General features: G+C 65.6%; 12 protein-coding genes. 10 read left to right on the plus strand and 2 right to left on the minus strand.

What is annotated here, in order from left to right; genetic code table 11:
• Positions 1-153 precede the first annotated feature (153 nt).
• The 6 genes from L8K25_RS06045 (at position 154) to L8K25_RS22680 (ending at position 5,893) form a co-directional block, all read left to right on the plus strand.
• Positions 154-585, plus strand: coding sequence for an FdtA/QdtA family cupin domain-containing protein (locus L8K25_RS06045; RefSeq protein ID WP_242138007.1), 432 nt, complete (start codon positions 154-156; stop codon positions 583-585).
• Positions 582-1,685: a DegT/DnrJ/EryC1/StrS family aminotransferase gene (locus tag L8K25_RS06050; RefSeq protein ID WP_242138008.1), complete on the plus strand. Its 1,104-nt coding sequence runs from the start codon at positions 582-584 to the stop codon at positions 1,683-1,685. Before L8K25_RS06045 ends, L8K25_RS06050 begins: the two co-directional genes overlap by 4 nt.
• The gene (locus L8K25_RS06055) at positions 1,682-3,163 is read left to right on the plus strand and encodes an oligosaccharide flippase family protein (protein WP_242138009.1); all 1,482 of its coding nucleotides are present in this window, start codon (positions 1,682-1,684) and stop codon (positions 3,161-3,163) included. Before L8K25_RS06050 ends, L8K25_RS06055 begins: the two co-directional genes overlap by 4 nt.
• On the plus strand, positions 3,160-4,176 hold the full coding sequence (locus tag L8K25_RS06060) for a glycosyltransferase family A protein (protein ID WP_242138010.1): 1,017 nt from the start codon (positions 3,160-3,162) through the stop codon (positions 4,174-4,176). Before L8K25_RS06055 ends, L8K25_RS06060 begins: the two co-directional genes overlap by 4 nt.
• Complete coding sequence (locus tag L8K25_RS06065; protein ID WP_242138011.1) at positions 4,173-5,402, plus strand: glycosyltransferase; 1,230 nt, start codon at positions 4,173-4,175, stop codon at positions 5,400-5,402. Before L8K25_RS06060 ends, L8K25_RS06065 begins: the two co-directional genes overlap by 4 nt.
• Positions 5,403-5,503: 101 nt before the next feature.
• The gene (locus L8K25_RS22680) at positions 5,504-5,893 is read left to right on the plus strand and encodes an acyltransferase (protein ID WP_347341140.1); all 390 of its coding nucleotides are present in this window, start codon (positions 5,504-5,506) and stop codon (positions 5,891-5,893) included.
• Here L8K25_RS22680 and L8K25_RS06080 read toward each other — a convergent pair.
• Positions 5,870-6,862, minus strand: a complete 993-nt coding sequence (locus tag L8K25_RS06080) for a glycosyltransferase family A protein (RefSeq protein ID WP_242138715.1) — start codon at positions 6,860-6,862, stop codon at positions 5,870-5,872. The two genes, L8K25_RS22680 and L8K25_RS06080, sit on opposite strands and share 24 nt — an antisense overlap.
• Before the next feature lie 277 nt (positions 6,863-7,139).
• Between L8K25_RS06080 and asnB the strand changes: the two genes are divergently transcribed.
• Positions 7,140-9,119 carry an asparagine synthase (glutamine-hydrolyzing) gene (gene asnB / locus L8K25_RS06085; protein WP_277923517.1) on the plus strand — a complete coding sequence of 660 codons (1,980 nt, stop codon included), beginning with the start codon at positions 7,140-7,142 and terminating at the stop codon, positions 9,117-9,119.
• Between the two features lie 25 nt (positions 9,120-9,144).
• On the opposite strand, the gene L8K25_RS06090 is transcribed toward asnB, so the two are convergent.
• Complete coding sequence (locus L8K25_RS06090) at positions 9,145-11,565, minus strand: DUF4838 domain-containing protein (RefSeq protein WP_242138013.1); 2,421 nt, start codon at positions 11,563-11,565, stop codon at positions 9,145-9,147.
• A gap of 202 nt (positions 11,566-11,767) precedes the next feature.
• On the opposite strand from L8K25_RS06090, the gene L8K25_RS06095 reads away from it, so the two are divergent.
• The 3 genes from L8K25_RS06095 (at position 11,768) to L8K25_RS06105 (ending at position 14,297) form a co-directional block, all read left to right on the plus strand.
• Positions 11,768-12,748: a class I SAM-dependent methyltransferase gene (locus L8K25_RS06095; RefSeq protein ID WP_242138014.1), complete on the plus strand. Its 981-nt coding sequence runs from the start codon at positions 11,768-11,770 to the stop codon at positions 12,746-12,748.
• Positions 12,749-12,813: 65 nt separating this feature from the next.
• Complete coding sequence (locus L8K25_RS06100; protein WP_242138015.1) at positions 12,814-13,809, plus strand: GDP-mannose 4,6-dehydratase; 996 nt, start codon at positions 12,814-12,816, stop codon at positions 13,807-13,809.
• 254 nt (positions 13,810-14,063) lie between these two features.
• On the plus strand, positions 14,064-14,297 hold the full coding sequence (locus L8K25_RS06105) for a hypothetical protein (RefSeq protein ID WP_242138016.1): 234 nt from the start codon (positions 14,064-14,066) through the stop codon (positions 14,295-14,297).
• Positions 14,298-14,308: the final 11 nt, after the last annotated feature.

The following is a 14,308-nucleotide window of genomic DNA, read 5'->3' on the forward strand; positions in this document are numbered from 1 at the left end:
AAAGGCGCACCTCCCGGGAATTTCATAAGTGATAGCAATGCTCACCCCTGTCGGACACAGCGACTTCGGACCGACAGGGTGTGGGGTTTTCGACAGCGACATACCTACCTCTGGCAAAGCCTGCAGTCCGACCGAAGCTCTGGGAGCCACCGCGTGACCGCTCTGCCGGAGAGCTGCAAGCTGATCGACCTGAAGGTGCGCGGCGATGCGCGGGGCAGTCTGATCGCGATCGAACAGGGACCGGAATTGCCATTCGCGGTCCAGCGGGTTTATTATATCTACGGAACGGTTGCAGACACGGCGCGCGGATTCCATGCGCATCATGCGTTGCAACAGCTTGCAATTTGCGTGGCGGGATCGTGTACGATGGTCGTCGACGACGGGTCGCAGCGCTGCGAGGTCTTGCTCGATCGACCCGATCGCGGCTTGCAGATCGGTTCGCCGATCTGGCGCGAGATGCATGATTTCAGCCCGGACTGCGTACTGCTCGTACTGGCCAGCGAGCCCTATGACGAAGCCGACTATATCCGCGATTATCAGGCATTCCGCCAGATCGTCGGGCGAGGATCCGGAGACATGTCATGACCGTTCCGTTCCTCGACCTCGCAGCGGCCTATACCAGCGTCAAACCGGAAATGGACGAAGCGGTCGCCCGCATCCTTGATTCCGGCTGGTTCATCGGCGGCCCGGAAGTGCAGCGGTTCGAACGGATGTTCGCGGCGGCGTGCCAGGCGGACCATTGTGTCGGGGTCGGCAATGGCCTCGATGCGCTGCACCTATTGCTGCGTGCCGCCGGAATCGGCCCGGGCGACGAAGTGATCGTGGCGAGCAATACCTTCATCGCGACCTGGTTGGCCGTCGACATGGTGGGCGCGACCATCGTCGCGGTGGAACCCGATCCCGCGACCCACAATCTGGATGTTGCCCGGGTAGAGCGGGCGATCACCGAACGTACGCGCGCGGTTCTCGTCACGCATCTGTATGGCCAGCCAGCCGATCTCGATCCACTGCTCGAAATCTGTCGCCGGCATGGCATCAAACTGTTCGAGGATGCCGCGCAAGCGCATGGCGCCCGGTACAAGGGGCACCCGATCGGCGGGCATGGCGACGGTGTGGCCTGGAGCTTCTACCCGAGCAAGAATCTCGGAGCGCTGGGGGATGGCGGTGCGGTGACGTGCAACGATGCCCAACTCGCGGCGCGCGTTCGTACGCTCGGCAATTACGGTTCGGAGCGGCGCTACGTCAACGCAGAGCGTGGGGTCAATTCGCGGCTCGATCCGCTTCATGCCGCCGCGCTCGCCGTGAAGCTGCCGCTGCTCGACGCTTGGAACGATCATCGTCGCGCGATTGCGGCCCGGTATCTGGCGGCGCTGGCCGACACCGGCCTGATCCTGCCGCACGTCCCGAACTGGGCCGACCCGGTCTGGCACCTGTTCGTCGTGCGATCGCAGGACCGTGACGGCTTGCAGGCCTATCTTGCCGCGCAGGGCATCCAGACGCTGATCCATTACCCGATCCCGCCGCATCGCCAGCAGGCCTATGCCGACAGCGCGGCGGCGCAGGCGGACCTGCCGATCGCCGAGCGTCTGGCCGGCGAGATCCTGAGCTTGCCGATCGGGCCGCACATGCCGTTCGAGCAGGTGGATACGGTCATCGCCGCGATCCGGGATTGGTCCGCGGCTTGAGCGACGCCAAGGCTTCCTATCGTCAAATCCTGAAGTCGACGTCGATCGTCGGGGGTGCGACGGTCGGCTCGCTGGTCTTCGGCCTCGCGCGCAGCAAGGCGATCGCGCTTCTGGCAGGCCCCGCCGGTATCGGCCTGTTCGGGGTGCTCAATACCTTGTTCATGACCGGAACCGCCATTGCCGGACTGAACCTCTGGGCAAGCGGCGTCCGTCAGGTCGGATCGACGCCGCCCGACAGTGTCGAACGCGCCCGCGCCGTCACTGCCTTGTGGATCTTTGCATGGCTGGCGACGATCGTCGGCGGTTCGGTGTTTTGGGCGTTTGAGCGCTTCTATTACGTCCCCGCCACGCCAGCGCTGAAGAACGAGCTCGACTTTCCCTGGATCGCGCTTGCCGTCGCGCTCAATACCTTGAACAGCGTTCAGCTGATCCTGCTCCAGGTTTCCGGACGAATTGGAGCGATCGCCTATATCCGTCTGCTCGGGGCAATGCTTTCCGCGATCGTCGCAATCCTCGCGGTCTATATGCTGGGTGTCCTGGGCCTGTACGTTGCCATATTGGCCGTGCCCGTCTCGGGAATTGCCCTGACCCTCCTCTTCTCGCGCAGCCTGGAACGGTCGCCGTGGCAAGGGTTCGGCGGCTGGATCCTCACGGAATGGCGCGGTCTGGTGGTGATGGGGCTCGGACTTGCCATCGCCAATTTCATTACCAGCATCAGCCAGTTGACGCTTCGGTCCGTGATCACGGCACAGGACGGACTCGGGGCGGCGGGATTGTTCCAGGCATCCTGGACGCTGTCGAACGTCAACCTTACGATCGTATTGTCGGCGATGGTGGTCGACTATTACCCTCGTTTGACCGCCGTCATCCGGTCTCCGCAAGCCATCGCCGAAATCATGAATCAGCAGATCCGGATCGGCTTGCTGTTCCTTGGGCCGGTTCTGACGCTAGCGGTAGGGTTTGCCCCGCTGATCGTCCTGGTCTTGTACAGCAGCAGCTTTTCGGGCGCTGCGTCGATCCTGCAATGGCAAATCGTCGGCGACGTCTTCAAGCTGCATGCATGGGCGATCGGTTTTGTGCTCCTGGCCATCAATACCACGAGCGGATACGTCCTGGCCGGTCTCGCGTTTGATCTTTCGATCGTGGGACTGGTCTGGGCCCTCTACCCTCTCCTCGGCCTGGAAAGCGCAGGGATCGGTTATGTCATTGCCCAGCTTCTGGCCGTCACCGTCTCGGCGACCCTGGTCGGGCGGCACGGCATTCGGATCGACCGGGATATCCTGGTCTGGGCGATCGTTCTGGCAGCCGGACTGGCGGCCTTGGTCGTCGTTTCGCACTGGTCGATGGCCGCGGGCATGCTCGCCAGCCTGGCGGCATGCGGCGTGACCCTGGCGATCGCATGGCGTGAGGTTCACCGAATGGAATTGCCCTTGCCGTCCTGGCTCGATCGCCGGTTACGCCCCGGAGCGGTGCGATGACGGCCGATGCGGAACGCGCCCGGCCCAGCGTGACGCTGTGCATCCTGTGCTTCAACCAGGAACAGCATGTCGGCGCCGCGCTTGAGGCCGCCTTGCGCCAGACCGGGGATCCGATCGAGATCATCGTCAGCGACGATGGCTCGAGCGACGACACGCTGGCCGTCGCACGCGCGGTGGCGGCGCGGTACCGCGGACCGCACAGCGTCATCGTTCGCCAGACCCCGCGCAATCTTGGGACGCTGCATCACCTGTTCGATGTTGCGGAGCTCGCAACCGGCGCCTTGTTGGTCGTGGCCGCCGGCGACGACATGTCGCTGCCGGAACGCGCCGAGACGCTAGCGCGGACATGGCAGCGCGCACCGAGCAGCGCCGTTTTTTCGGCCTACCAAATCATCGACGACAACGGCGTGGTCATCGATCCGCATCACCGGTTTGACGATTCCTGGCTGCCGCTGCACGACTATTTCCCCGGGCGAGACCTCGTGTCGATCCACGGCGCTTCATCGGCCTATCAACGCGACCGGTTGCTCGCCTTGCCGCGGCCGGCGACCCGCGTCCTGTTCGAGGATACGTGGCTGACCCTGATCCTGACGCTGTTGGGCCAGACGATCGCCTATGTCGACCAACCGCTCGTATCCTATCGGCAGCACGATGGCTCCGCCACGAACTATGGCACGCGCAGCCGCGTCCTGAAATCCGATGTCATCGCGGCCGATCAGCAGAACTACCGACGGGCGGCGTTCTATCGGGACGCGGTGCAGTCGTTCAGGGATCAAGCGGTCGCCTCGGGCCATGCCGGCACGGTCGCAATGACGATCGTCGATCGCGACCTTGCCTTCTATGACGCGCAAGCGGCCTGGTCCTCGCTCCGGTGGCGCGCGAAACTCGCTGCAACGATGCGTGCGCGTCAGCCATGGATGCGGCAATGGGCCGCAGTGCGTCTGCTAAGCCCAGGGGTGCGGGCAACGATCGCCCGTGGACAGCAATTCGTCCGTACCGGACCAGCCCGATGAGAACCTTGTTCGTAACCTGGGACGGCCCGCAGGTTAGCTATGTCGAAAGTCTTTTCGTACCTATTTTCGAGGGCCTTGCCGCTCACGGTTTTCCGGTGGACATCCTCCAATTCCGGTGGGGTGACGCTGCCCAGGCGGAAAAGGTTCGGTCCGTCTGCACGGCGAGCGGCATCGGGTATCGCGCGCGACCGATCTGGCGTGGCGTCGGTGGCCTTGGCCCCTTTGCAACGGCCCTTGCCGGCGGGCGGGCGATCACCGCTGCGGCGCGCCATTTCGGCTCGGATCTCGTCATGCCCCGCAGCTTGATGCCAGCGCTCGCAACGCTTGCGGCCCGGGGGCTCGATCGTCCGATCGTTTTCGATGCCGACGGCCTGCAGGCCGACGAACGCGTCGATTTCGCCGGTTTGAGGCCCGAGGGTGCTGTGTACCGGATCCTGCGCGATGTGGAAGCGCAGATCATCAGGCGCTCGACGGCGGTGCTGGCGCGATCCCCCCGCGCGTGCGACATTCTCCTGGCCCGCGCCGGCCCGCCGGTGGGAAGCCAACGATTTCATATCGTCACGAACGGGCGGGACGTCGCGGCCTTCCACCCCGGCGATGCCACGACGCGCCTGGCCGTTCGCGACGAACTGGGGCTGCCCGCGGATGCAACGGTGTTGGTCTACGCCGGGTCGGTCGGACCACAATACCGACTTGACCAAGCGGCGGACCTGCTCCGCCACGTTCGCCAGCGTGACCACGCCGCGCGGCTGCTCGTGCTGTCCGGGTCGCCAACGGACGCCGCGTCCGCCCTGGCTGCGGCAGGATGCGTGGACGGGACCTTTACCATCATGCGAAGCGCGCCGGCCGATGTACCCCGCTATCTCGCGGCGGCAGATGTCGGTATCGCGTTCCGTACGCCCAGCTTCTCCATGCAGGCAGTGGCGCCCGTCAAAGTCGCCGAATATCTGCTGTGCGGGCTGCCGGTCATTGGCAATCCCGAAATCGGGGACAACCGCGCGGCCTCGAGCGCCGGTGTCTTCTTCGACAGTGCCGCTGGCAATGCCGCGGGCGCAGACTGGGTCATCGACCGCGTCCGCGCCGATCGATCCGCCCTGCGGGATGCGGCCCGGCGCGTCGGAGTCGAGCATTGCTCGCTGGATCGCGCCGTGCGCGACTATCTTGGCGTGCTGCGGGACATCCGCGATTCAGAGCATACCAGCGGACATTCGCCGTCCCTTGGATGAAGCATGATGTGGCAACGAGGAATGACCCGGTGATACACCCTCTCGCATGTGTTCAGGACTGCAGTATCGGGGAAGGCACAACCGTTTGGCAGTTCGCCGTCGTGTTGGCCGGCGCCCGGATCGGCTGTAACTGCAATCTCAACGCCCATACGCTGGTGGAGGGCGGCGCCGTGCTGGGTGACCGTGTTACGCTGAAAAGCGGCGTCTACGTGTGGGATGGGATCGTCCTTGAGGACGATGTCTTCTGCGGCCCCAATGCGACCTTCACCAACGACAAACGGCCCCGGTCAAAAGTTCATCCGGAATCTTATCCGCGAACGGTGGTAAAGCGGGGGGCGAGCATCGGCGCGGGCGCGATCATTCTGCCCGGGCTGGTCATCGGCGAACGCGCGATGATCGGGGCCGGTGCCGTGGTTACGCGCGACGTCGCCGATGACGCGGTTGTCATCGGCAATCCGGCAGCGCCGCTACAGGATCGAAGCGGGCGGTAACCGGGTCGCCGCGCGAGACGTACGAACGTCGGTCCTCCATTGCTTGAGCCGCGCGCGCCACGACCGCGGAATTGCCGACAGCACCAGGTGACGGCTATTGCGGACGGCGAATTCCAGCATGGGAGACGGATTACGGCGCCGCTGCGCAAGCGTCCGGTACGCGCGCCACGACATGCGATGTTTTCCAACACCCGCCGCTGCGCGCCCCATGCCCGCATAAAACCCGTCTTCCATCGCCCGATATTCGGTGGGCGTGAACCGATCGCGATACTTGGCGAGCGTCTTGAACGGGTCATCGAAGAACAGTTCGACCTTGCTGCCCAAGCTGTCGGGCGCCGCCGTCTTCACCATCAGGGGACTTGGGTCGTACCGAAACTCATACCCTTGCGCTGCGACCGCCGCGTAGAAATCGAGATCCTCGCCAACCAGGGTCTCATCGAAGCCGCCCGTTCGGTCATAGGCTTCCCGCCTGACCATCACGCTGGAGGCGATTGCCGTCACGCCGCGCGCAATCAATTGTCGCAGGCATGCCCCTTCGGCGGGCACGTAACTACCGGTCAGAAGCACCGCATCGCCGGCCAGCGTCTCGTCATAGCCGTTGCAATGAACTGCCCCCACCTCCGGTGGACCTTGCTCGAACAGGGCGACCTGCCGCGCCAGTTTTTCCGGCAGGAAACGGTCGTCGGACGCCAAGATGGCAATGTATTTGCCGTGCGCATGCCGAATAGCTTCGTTGAGGGTCGACGCCACCCCGCCGTTCGGCTTGGTCAGCATGGTGAACGCGCCCCCCGTCTCCTGGTGGACACGTTCGATCACTGCCAGCGTGGCATCGGGGGAGCCGTCGTCCACGACGATCAACTCGACCGGATGGTAGGTCTGATCGAGCACGCTACGGATCGACCGCTCGACAAAATCCTGATGATTATAGGCAGGGATGACCACGCTGACGAGCGGCTGCGCCGGGTCCATCGTCACTGTGGCCCCCTCTCGCGGGTCGCGGGTAGCATCGCCGCAGGGGTGATGACGAAGACGCCGCGAAGGATGTTCCATCCTGTACCGGCCAAGCTAACTGACATGAACGGTCCCCGCCGTTGCCCGTGACCTGACGGTCGGAAAGCTGCCCTTATCGGTCATCGCGAAGACGCACAAGAACACCCGCTCGTGTCCTTCCCATGCCCCTGCGCCATTGCGGTCGGGGCCGCGACATGCGAAGCGAACGGGCTCCCGACACGAGCAGAGAATAACCATGTGTGGCGTCGCAGGAGCGATCTTCGGTTCGAGGACGGCTCGCTTCCCGGTTGAGCTGATGACGCGGCCGCTCGCGCATCGCGGCCCCGATGATTCCGGGCGGTGGGAGGATGTCGAGGCCGGCATCGTGCTCGGGCATCGCCGCCTCGCGATCGTCGACCTGTCGCCGCTTGGCCACCAGCCGATGGCGTCGGACGACGGGCGCTGGATGATCGCGTTCAACGGCGAGATCTACAACCACCGTGCGATCCGCGCCGAGCTCGACGCGGCCGGGCACGGCGCGCAGTGGCGCGGGCATAGCGACACCGAGACGCTGGTCGCCGCGATCGCCGCCTGGGGGCTGGAGGCGACGCTGCCGCGCTGCGTCGGCATGTTCGCGATCGCGCTGTGGGACCGGCGCGACCGCGTGCTGCATCTAGCGCGCGACCGGTTCGGTGAAAAGCCGCTGTATTACGGCTGGGTTGGCGGCGACTTCCTGTTCGGATCCGAACTCAAGGCGCTGCGTGCGCACCCGCGCTTCGCCAATCCGGTCGACCGCGATGCGCTCGGCGCGTTTGCGGCGCGCACCTACGTGCCTGCCCCGCGCTCGATCTACCGCGACATCTACAAGCTCGAACAGGGCTGCATCCTGTCGGTCGTGCCCGAGGCGGCGGGGGTCGCGCCGGGCGCACCGCCGGCGGAAGGGCGCAGCGGCGGGCTGACCCTGACGCGCTACTGGTCGTATCGCGACGTGCTGGCGGCGGGCGCCGCCGATCCGATCGGCACCGAGGAGGACGCGATCACCGCGCTCGACGATGCGCTCGGCGCGGCGATCGCGGGACAGGCGATGGCGGACGTCCCGGTCGGCGCGTTCCTGTCGGGCGGGATCGATTCGTCGAGCGTCGTCGCCTTGTACCAGCGCCACTCGGCAACCCCGGTGCGGACCTTCTCGATCGGCTTCGAGGAAGCCGGCTTCAACGAGGCCGAATATGCCAAGGAGGTCGCGCGGCATTTCGGCACGATCCACAACGAGCGCTACGTCTCGGTCGCGGAGACGCGCGACGTCATCCCGCAGCTGCCCGCGATGTATGACGAACCGTTCGCCGATTCCTCGCAGATCCCGACGCATCTGGTCAGCCGGTTCGCCAAGGAACAGGTCACGGTCGCGCTGTCCGGCGATGGCGGGGACGAGCTGTTCGCGGGCTACAACCGCCATTTCGCCGCGCCGCAGCTGTGGGATCGGCTGAGCCTCCTCCCGCGCCCGCTCCGCGCCGCGGCGAGCGCCCCGCTCAGTCGGCTTCCGCCGCGCCTGTGGAACGCGCTGCCGGGGAACCGCCCCCCGCATTTCGGCGCGAAGATCCAGAAGGCGTTGCGCGTCGCCGGGGGCGCGCGGCGTTTCGACGACGTCTATACGAGCTTTCTCGACGAATGGAGCTTCGAGCCGTCCCCCGTGCTGGGGTCACGCGGTGCGGCCGGTTTCGACATGGACGTGTTCCCGGGCGCGCCAGATGCGCTGCGGATGATGTATTGCGATGCGACCAGCTACCTGCCCGACGACATTCTGGTGAAGGTCGATCGCGCGGCGATGGCGGTCAGCCTCGAGACGCGCGTGCCGTTCCTCGACCACCGCGTCGCCGCGGTCGCCGCGCGCATTCCGCTGGCGATGAAGATCAAGGACGGGCGCGGCAAGCACGTGCTGCGCGAGCTGCTCTACCGCCATGCGCCGCGCGCGCTGTTCGAACGGCCGAAGGCCGGGTTCGCGATCCCGATCGGCAGCTGGCTGCGCGGGCCGCTGCGACCGTGGGCAGAAGAGCTGCTCGCCCCGGCGCGGCTCGCTGCCGAGGGCTATTTCGACGCGACTGCGGTGCAGGCACGCTGGCGCGACCATCTGTCGGGTCGGCGCGATGCCACGGCGGCCTTGTGGGCGGTGCTGATGTTCCAGGCGTGGCATGCCGAACAGGAAACCCCAGCGGTGATCGACTGGAAGCAGGCCTCCTGAAACCGGGGGGTAACGGCTTACCCCCTCACCCCGCACCCGGCCGATACAGGAACGGCCGGCGGAACAGCCCCGCGAAATGCACCGGGTTGAACCCGCCGATCGTGATCGTATGCCCCCCCGCCGCGACCAGCCCCGACAGGTCGACGTCCCAGTCACGCCGGTAATCGCCGTTCCACCATGGCTCCGGATAGCCGCGATGCGCGACGAGCTTGCCGTCGACATACAGCCACGCCTCGTTGAACAGCCCCGGCAGCATCAAATGAAGACTCCGCGCGACGTCCGCCGGGGCGAGATCGATCTGCGTCGCCTCGCAATAGAAGCCGAGGTCGTTCGCCCCGCCCGGGCGCAGTACCCCCTGCCCCTGGAGGTAGAGGTCGCTCCGCACTATCCGCGGCGCGGGCTCCGGCGCGATCCCACCACGGCACGGCCCCGCCCCACCAACTTCGCCGGTATAGCGCCACCCGGCCGGCACGGGATCGCGCAACGCGAACGACCAGGCGAGCGGCAGTTTGGCGATCAGCTGCCCCTTGCGCCCGTCGGTCAGCGCGGCAAGCCCCCTCAGTTGCTCCACCTCGCCCGGGAACCACGCCGGGCCGCCGTCGGGTTTCTCGGCCTCGACCCCGACAACGTGCGTGGTGAAGATAGGGCTCAGCGTTGCGAGCTGCTGGCGCGCCGCGAGCGCCTGTTCGCCCGCCCGGACCGCCGCGGCATAATCGCCGCGGGTCGCGCTTGCGTCGATCATCGCGACATAGTTACGGATCACCTCGAAGCTCAGCCGGGTGAAACGCAGCCGCTGCGCGATCACGTCCGCGTCGCGCCCCGTTGTCCCCTTGGCACTCGTCCCCCTGGCGGTCGCGAACGCCGCCTCGGCCGCGTCGAGCGCGGGGGCAAGTCTTGCGACCAGCGCGGGGGTGTAGATCGCGGGTGCGGCCATCGCCTCATGCTCGGTGACGCCGGTGTCGCGCCACGCGGCGAAGATCGCCCCCCAATAGTCCGCCATCGCGGGCGCGGCGGGGCCGTAGAAGGCGGGGTAGAAGTCCTTGAGCATCGCGCCCACGTCGGCGTTCGGGTCCCACATCAATTGCCCGCGGAAAAACAGGTTGAGGAAGGTCGTCGCATAGGCGCCACGGCTCTCCGTGCCGATCCCGAGGATCCCGAGCTTCGCGTAATGCCGGACGTCGCGCGCGAACACGTCCTGCGACGGGTCGGGCAGGTCGCGCCACACCAGCATCCCCTGGTCGTAATCATAGATCGCCAGCCGCCCGTCCATCACCTTCGCCCAGCGATCGACCATCGCGCCATACGCCTGGCGTGGCGGGGAACGCGGGTCGTCGATCGTATGGTTGGGGTCGATGTCGATCGGCGCGATCCACATCGCGAGGTTGGGCTCGGCCTTGGTCACGATCCGCGGCGGGAGCGTCACGTTGACATAGGCGAGCCCGCCGATCAGCGCCTTGCTGTCGGGAGCGTCGTGCCGCAGCGTCGCGGCGACGCGGTTGTAGAGCGTCATCATCGCATCGGTCAGCGACGGGCGCAGCATGGAGCGGTCGTATTCCGTCACGAGCGCGCGGTCGCCCGGGTCGTCATTCTGGTAGCGCCCGTCCGCGATCGCGAGCGAGACCGACGTGCCCTTGCGGTATGAAGGCGCGATCTGCGTGACGATATGCCGTGCGGTCGCTTCCGCCGAGAAGGGCACGTTGAACGCGGTCCCGCCCGGCGGAGCAATGTCCGTGGTATAGGCGTCGAGCGCCTGCCCGTTACCGGGCAGGCGCGCGAGCGACATGAAATTGCGGTGCCGGAACTCTTCCGCCCCGTCCTCGCTGCCGTTCCACGCGGTCCAGTAATGGCGGATCTCGAAGGGCGGCGCGTAAGCGAAGGACAGCGTGCCGACGCTGAGGTCGCGGTGCTGCGGCACGACCTCGCCGAACGCGGTCGGCAGATACCAGCGGCAGCCCCATTGCTGGAGCAGCCAGGACGCCGCGAAATAGCTCGATTCGTCATTGCTGCCCGCGAGATACAACCGGTTGCCGGCGCGCAGCGCGACGATCGCATCGCCCTGGACGAGCGGATGCGGCTTTGCGGTCGCGGTGAGCCGGGCCGCGACCCGCCGGTCCGCCGCGACCGCCGCCTTGCCAAGCACGATCGCGCCGTCGTGCGCGCCCGCCGGGAGCGTCGCGACGATCTGCGGCATGGCACCGGTCATCAGGCCGATATATTTCTGCAGGTCGCTGCCTGCGCGCTTCTCCCACGGGCCTGCATCGGGCGCGACCACGATCACCGCGAGCGCCGTGCCGTCATGCGTGATCGCCAGATCGTCCGCGCCGTGGCGCCCCGCCAGCTGCGCGAGCGCAGGCTGCGGCAGCACGAGTGCAGCCGCCATCATGGCCAGTCGCCGCAGCAGGCCGCGAGAACCGGACGATGACCGTGCAGCGTCTTGCTTCATCATCGCCAGGTCCGTTCCTGTTCTATGGTACGGCTGTGATATCGGCTGCAGATCCAGGCGGATAGCCCTCCATGCTGGGTTGATGCCGCTGCGAATGCCGTGTGGGCCGTCATCCCGCTTGCCGATCCGCTCTCTCCTTCTCTACGAGGCGCAACCCGGTCTATGGGTGGGATGATCGGCGGACACCGATCGAAAGGAAATCGGCATGATCACGGACACCGGCCCGACGACCTATGATTTTGTAACGCGCGACGCCTGTCCTGGCTGTGGATCACCCGACGTGCGGAAATTGTACGAGACGCCGTTTTCAGAGGGCGGCATTGGAACGTTCGTACGGGATTACTACGGCGTCGATCCGTCCCGTCTGGCTGACGGTCGGTATCGGCTTGAGCGCTGCCGGGCCTGCGGACTGACCTTTCAGGGAGATGTCGGAGGCAATGCCCTGCTTTCCGATCTCTACACCTATTGGGTCGAGGAACCGGGCAACCCGGATCAGGACATCGCAAGCTATCGCGAGGACATCAATGCCATCCCGCTCTCGCGCGATGCGCATGAAATCATGGCTGCGGCCTCTTTCCTCGGAAAGCCGCTGAAGGATCTGCGAACCCTCGATTACGGCATGGGCTGGGCCTTGTGGCCGCGTATCGCGGTCGCGTTGGGCTGCCAGTCCTATGGCAGCGACCTGTCCGAACCGCGCATGGAATTCGCTCGGCACCATAAGGTGAAATCCGTCACCGACGATGAAATCTCGACGTTGCAATTCGACTTCATCAATACCGAACAGGTATTCGAGCATGTCATTGAACCGCTTGCGCTGCTGCGTCGGCTGAAACAGTCGCTGTCGCCGGGTGGGATCGTGAAGATATCGGTTCCATCCGGCGACACGGCCGATGCCATCATCACCTCGCTGGAACAGGGAACCTACGCGGGAGACTATGCGAGCATCATTCCCGTCCAGCCATTGGAACATGTCAACACTTATACATACGGGTCGTTGGAAGCCATGGCGGCGGCGGCAGGTCTCGAGATCGTTACCCCCGGCCTCTGGCACCTGTTTGCGTTCCTGCGCCATCGCAACACCTTGGCCCTCACCCGTCTACGCAAGGTTGCAAAGGAACTCGTGCGGCCCTTGTACCAACGCCGCGATCCCAAGAACCTGTTCGTGTGGCTGCGCCACAAGGCGTAACACCATCCGCTTGCCGACCCGCCCCCTCCTTCTCTACGAGGCCCCGCATCAACAGGAGTGATCGCATGCGGATTCTCGTCACTGGCGTCGCCGGGTTCATCGGTTTCAACGTCGCGCGGGTGCTGCTCGCGCGCGGCGATACCGTAATCGGGATCGACAGCCTCAACGCTTATTACGACGTCACGCTCAAGCACGCGCGGCTCGCGCTGCTGGCCGAATCCGGCGAGGCGTTCACCTTTGCGCAGGTCGATTTCTCCGACCATGAAGCGCTCGACGGTGCGCTGGACGGCCAGCAGTTCGACCGCATCGTCCATCTCGGCGCGCAGGCCGGGGTGCGCTACTCGATCGAGAATCCACGCGCCTATCTGCAGTCCAACCTTGCGGGGCATCTCAACCTGCTCGAGGTCGCGCGGCACCGGAAGGTCGAGCAGATGGTCTATGCCTCTTCCTCCTCGGTCTATGGCGGCAACGACACGCTCCCCTTCCGCGTCGAGGACCGCGTCGACCAGCCGCTGTCGCTTTACGCCGCGACCAAGAAGGCGGACGAGTTGATGAGCGAGACCTATGCGCACCTCTACCGGCTGCCGCAGACGGGGCTGCGCTTCTTCACCGTCTATGGCCCGTGGGGCCGCCCCGACATGGCGATGTGGCTGTTCACCAAGGCGATCTACGAGGGGCGCCCGATCGACGTGTTCGGCGAGGGGCGGATGCGGCGCGACTTCACCTATATCGACGACATCGTCAGCGGGATCGTCGCCTGCCTCGACAATCCGCCGGCCGACGACGGCATGGCCAAGGCCGGCGGCAGTATCAGCCCGCACCGCATCTACAATATCGGCAACAGCCGGTCGGAGGATCTGGGCGAGATGATCTCGCTGATCGAGCAGGCCTGCGGCAAGCCGGCGGAACGCCGCCTGCTGCCGATGCAACCCGGCGACGTGCGCGATACGTTCGCCGACATCAGCGCGATTCGGCGCGACCTCGGATACGAACCGCGTACCACCATCGCGGAAGGCGTTCCCCGATTCGTGGCTTGGTATCGCGCGTATCACGGACTGTGATCAGGACCACGAAGTGTTGCAGCGCGGCAACGCCGGGCCAAAAAAGTGGCGCCGTTGCCCCCCGGGCCCCTGCGTCCGCCGCGCTTCGTTAAAATAAGTGTGGAACTCTATACCCTTAATTGGGTTAGCTGGGATCGGGCAGTCGTCGAAGCACGCGGTTGTCACACGTCGTTTTTTGGGGACTGGACAATTCATGTCCAGTGACTATAGCGGCTCACAAGTTCGGAACTGGTTGGTTCTGGAGGGAGATGAACATGAAATTTAAGGGTCTCTATACGGCATTCACGGCGGCCTCGCTGATCGCGGCGCCAACGTTGGCAGCGGCCGCTCCGGTGGCTACGCCACTGACGCAGCCGGCAGGCGAAACCGTTGACGGCGACAACGCCCTCGCCGGTTCGAGCCTGATCATCGCAATCCTCGCCGTTGGCGCGATTGCTGGTGGCATCGTTGCTGCTGCAAGCAACAACGACAGCCCCACCAGCCCGTAAGCCTTACGGCT

This window comes from Sphingomonas sp. TREG-RG-20F-R18-01 (assembly GCF_022662475.1).
GTDB lineage: Bacteria > Pseudomonadota > Alphaproteobacteria > Sphingomonadales > Sphingomonadaceae > Sphingomonas.

Coding starts and splice junctions, on each gene's coding strand:
- L8K25_RS06080 (WP_242138715.1), bottom strand. CDS start 6,862: ATGGACCCGGCGCAGCCGCTCGTCAGCGTGGTCATCCCTGCCTATAAT.
- L8K25_RS06065 (WP_242138011.1), top strand. CDS start 4,173: ATGAGAACCTTGTTCGTAACCTGGGACGGCCCGCAGGTTAGCTATGTC.
- L8K25_RS06095 (WP_242138014.1), top strand. CDS start 11,768: ATGATCACGGACACCGGCCCGACGACCTATGATTTTGTAACGCGCGAC.
- L8K25_RS06060 (WP_242138010.1), top strand. CDS start 3,160: ATGACGGCCGATGCGGAACGCGCCCGGCCCAGCGTGACGCTGTGCATC.
- L8K25_RS06050 (WP_242138008.1), top strand. CDS start 582: ATGACCGTTCCGTTCCTCGACCTCGCAGCGGCCTATACCAGCGTCAAA.
- asnB (WP_277923517.1), top strand. CDS start 7,140: ATGTGTGGCGTCGCAGGAGCGATCTTCGGTTCGAGGACGGCTCGCTTC.
- L8K25_RS06090 (WP_242138013.1), bottom strand. CDS start 11,565: ATGATGAAGCAAGACGCTGCACGGTCATCGTCCGGTTCTCGCGGCCTG.
- L8K25_RS06105 (WP_242138016.1), top strand. CDS start 14,064: ATGAAATTTAAGGGTCTCTATACGGCATTCACGGCGGCCTCGCTGATC.
- L8K25_RS06100 (WP_242138015.1), top strand. CDS start 12,814: ATGCGGATTCTCGTCACTGGCGTCGCCGGGTTCATCGGTTTCAACGTC.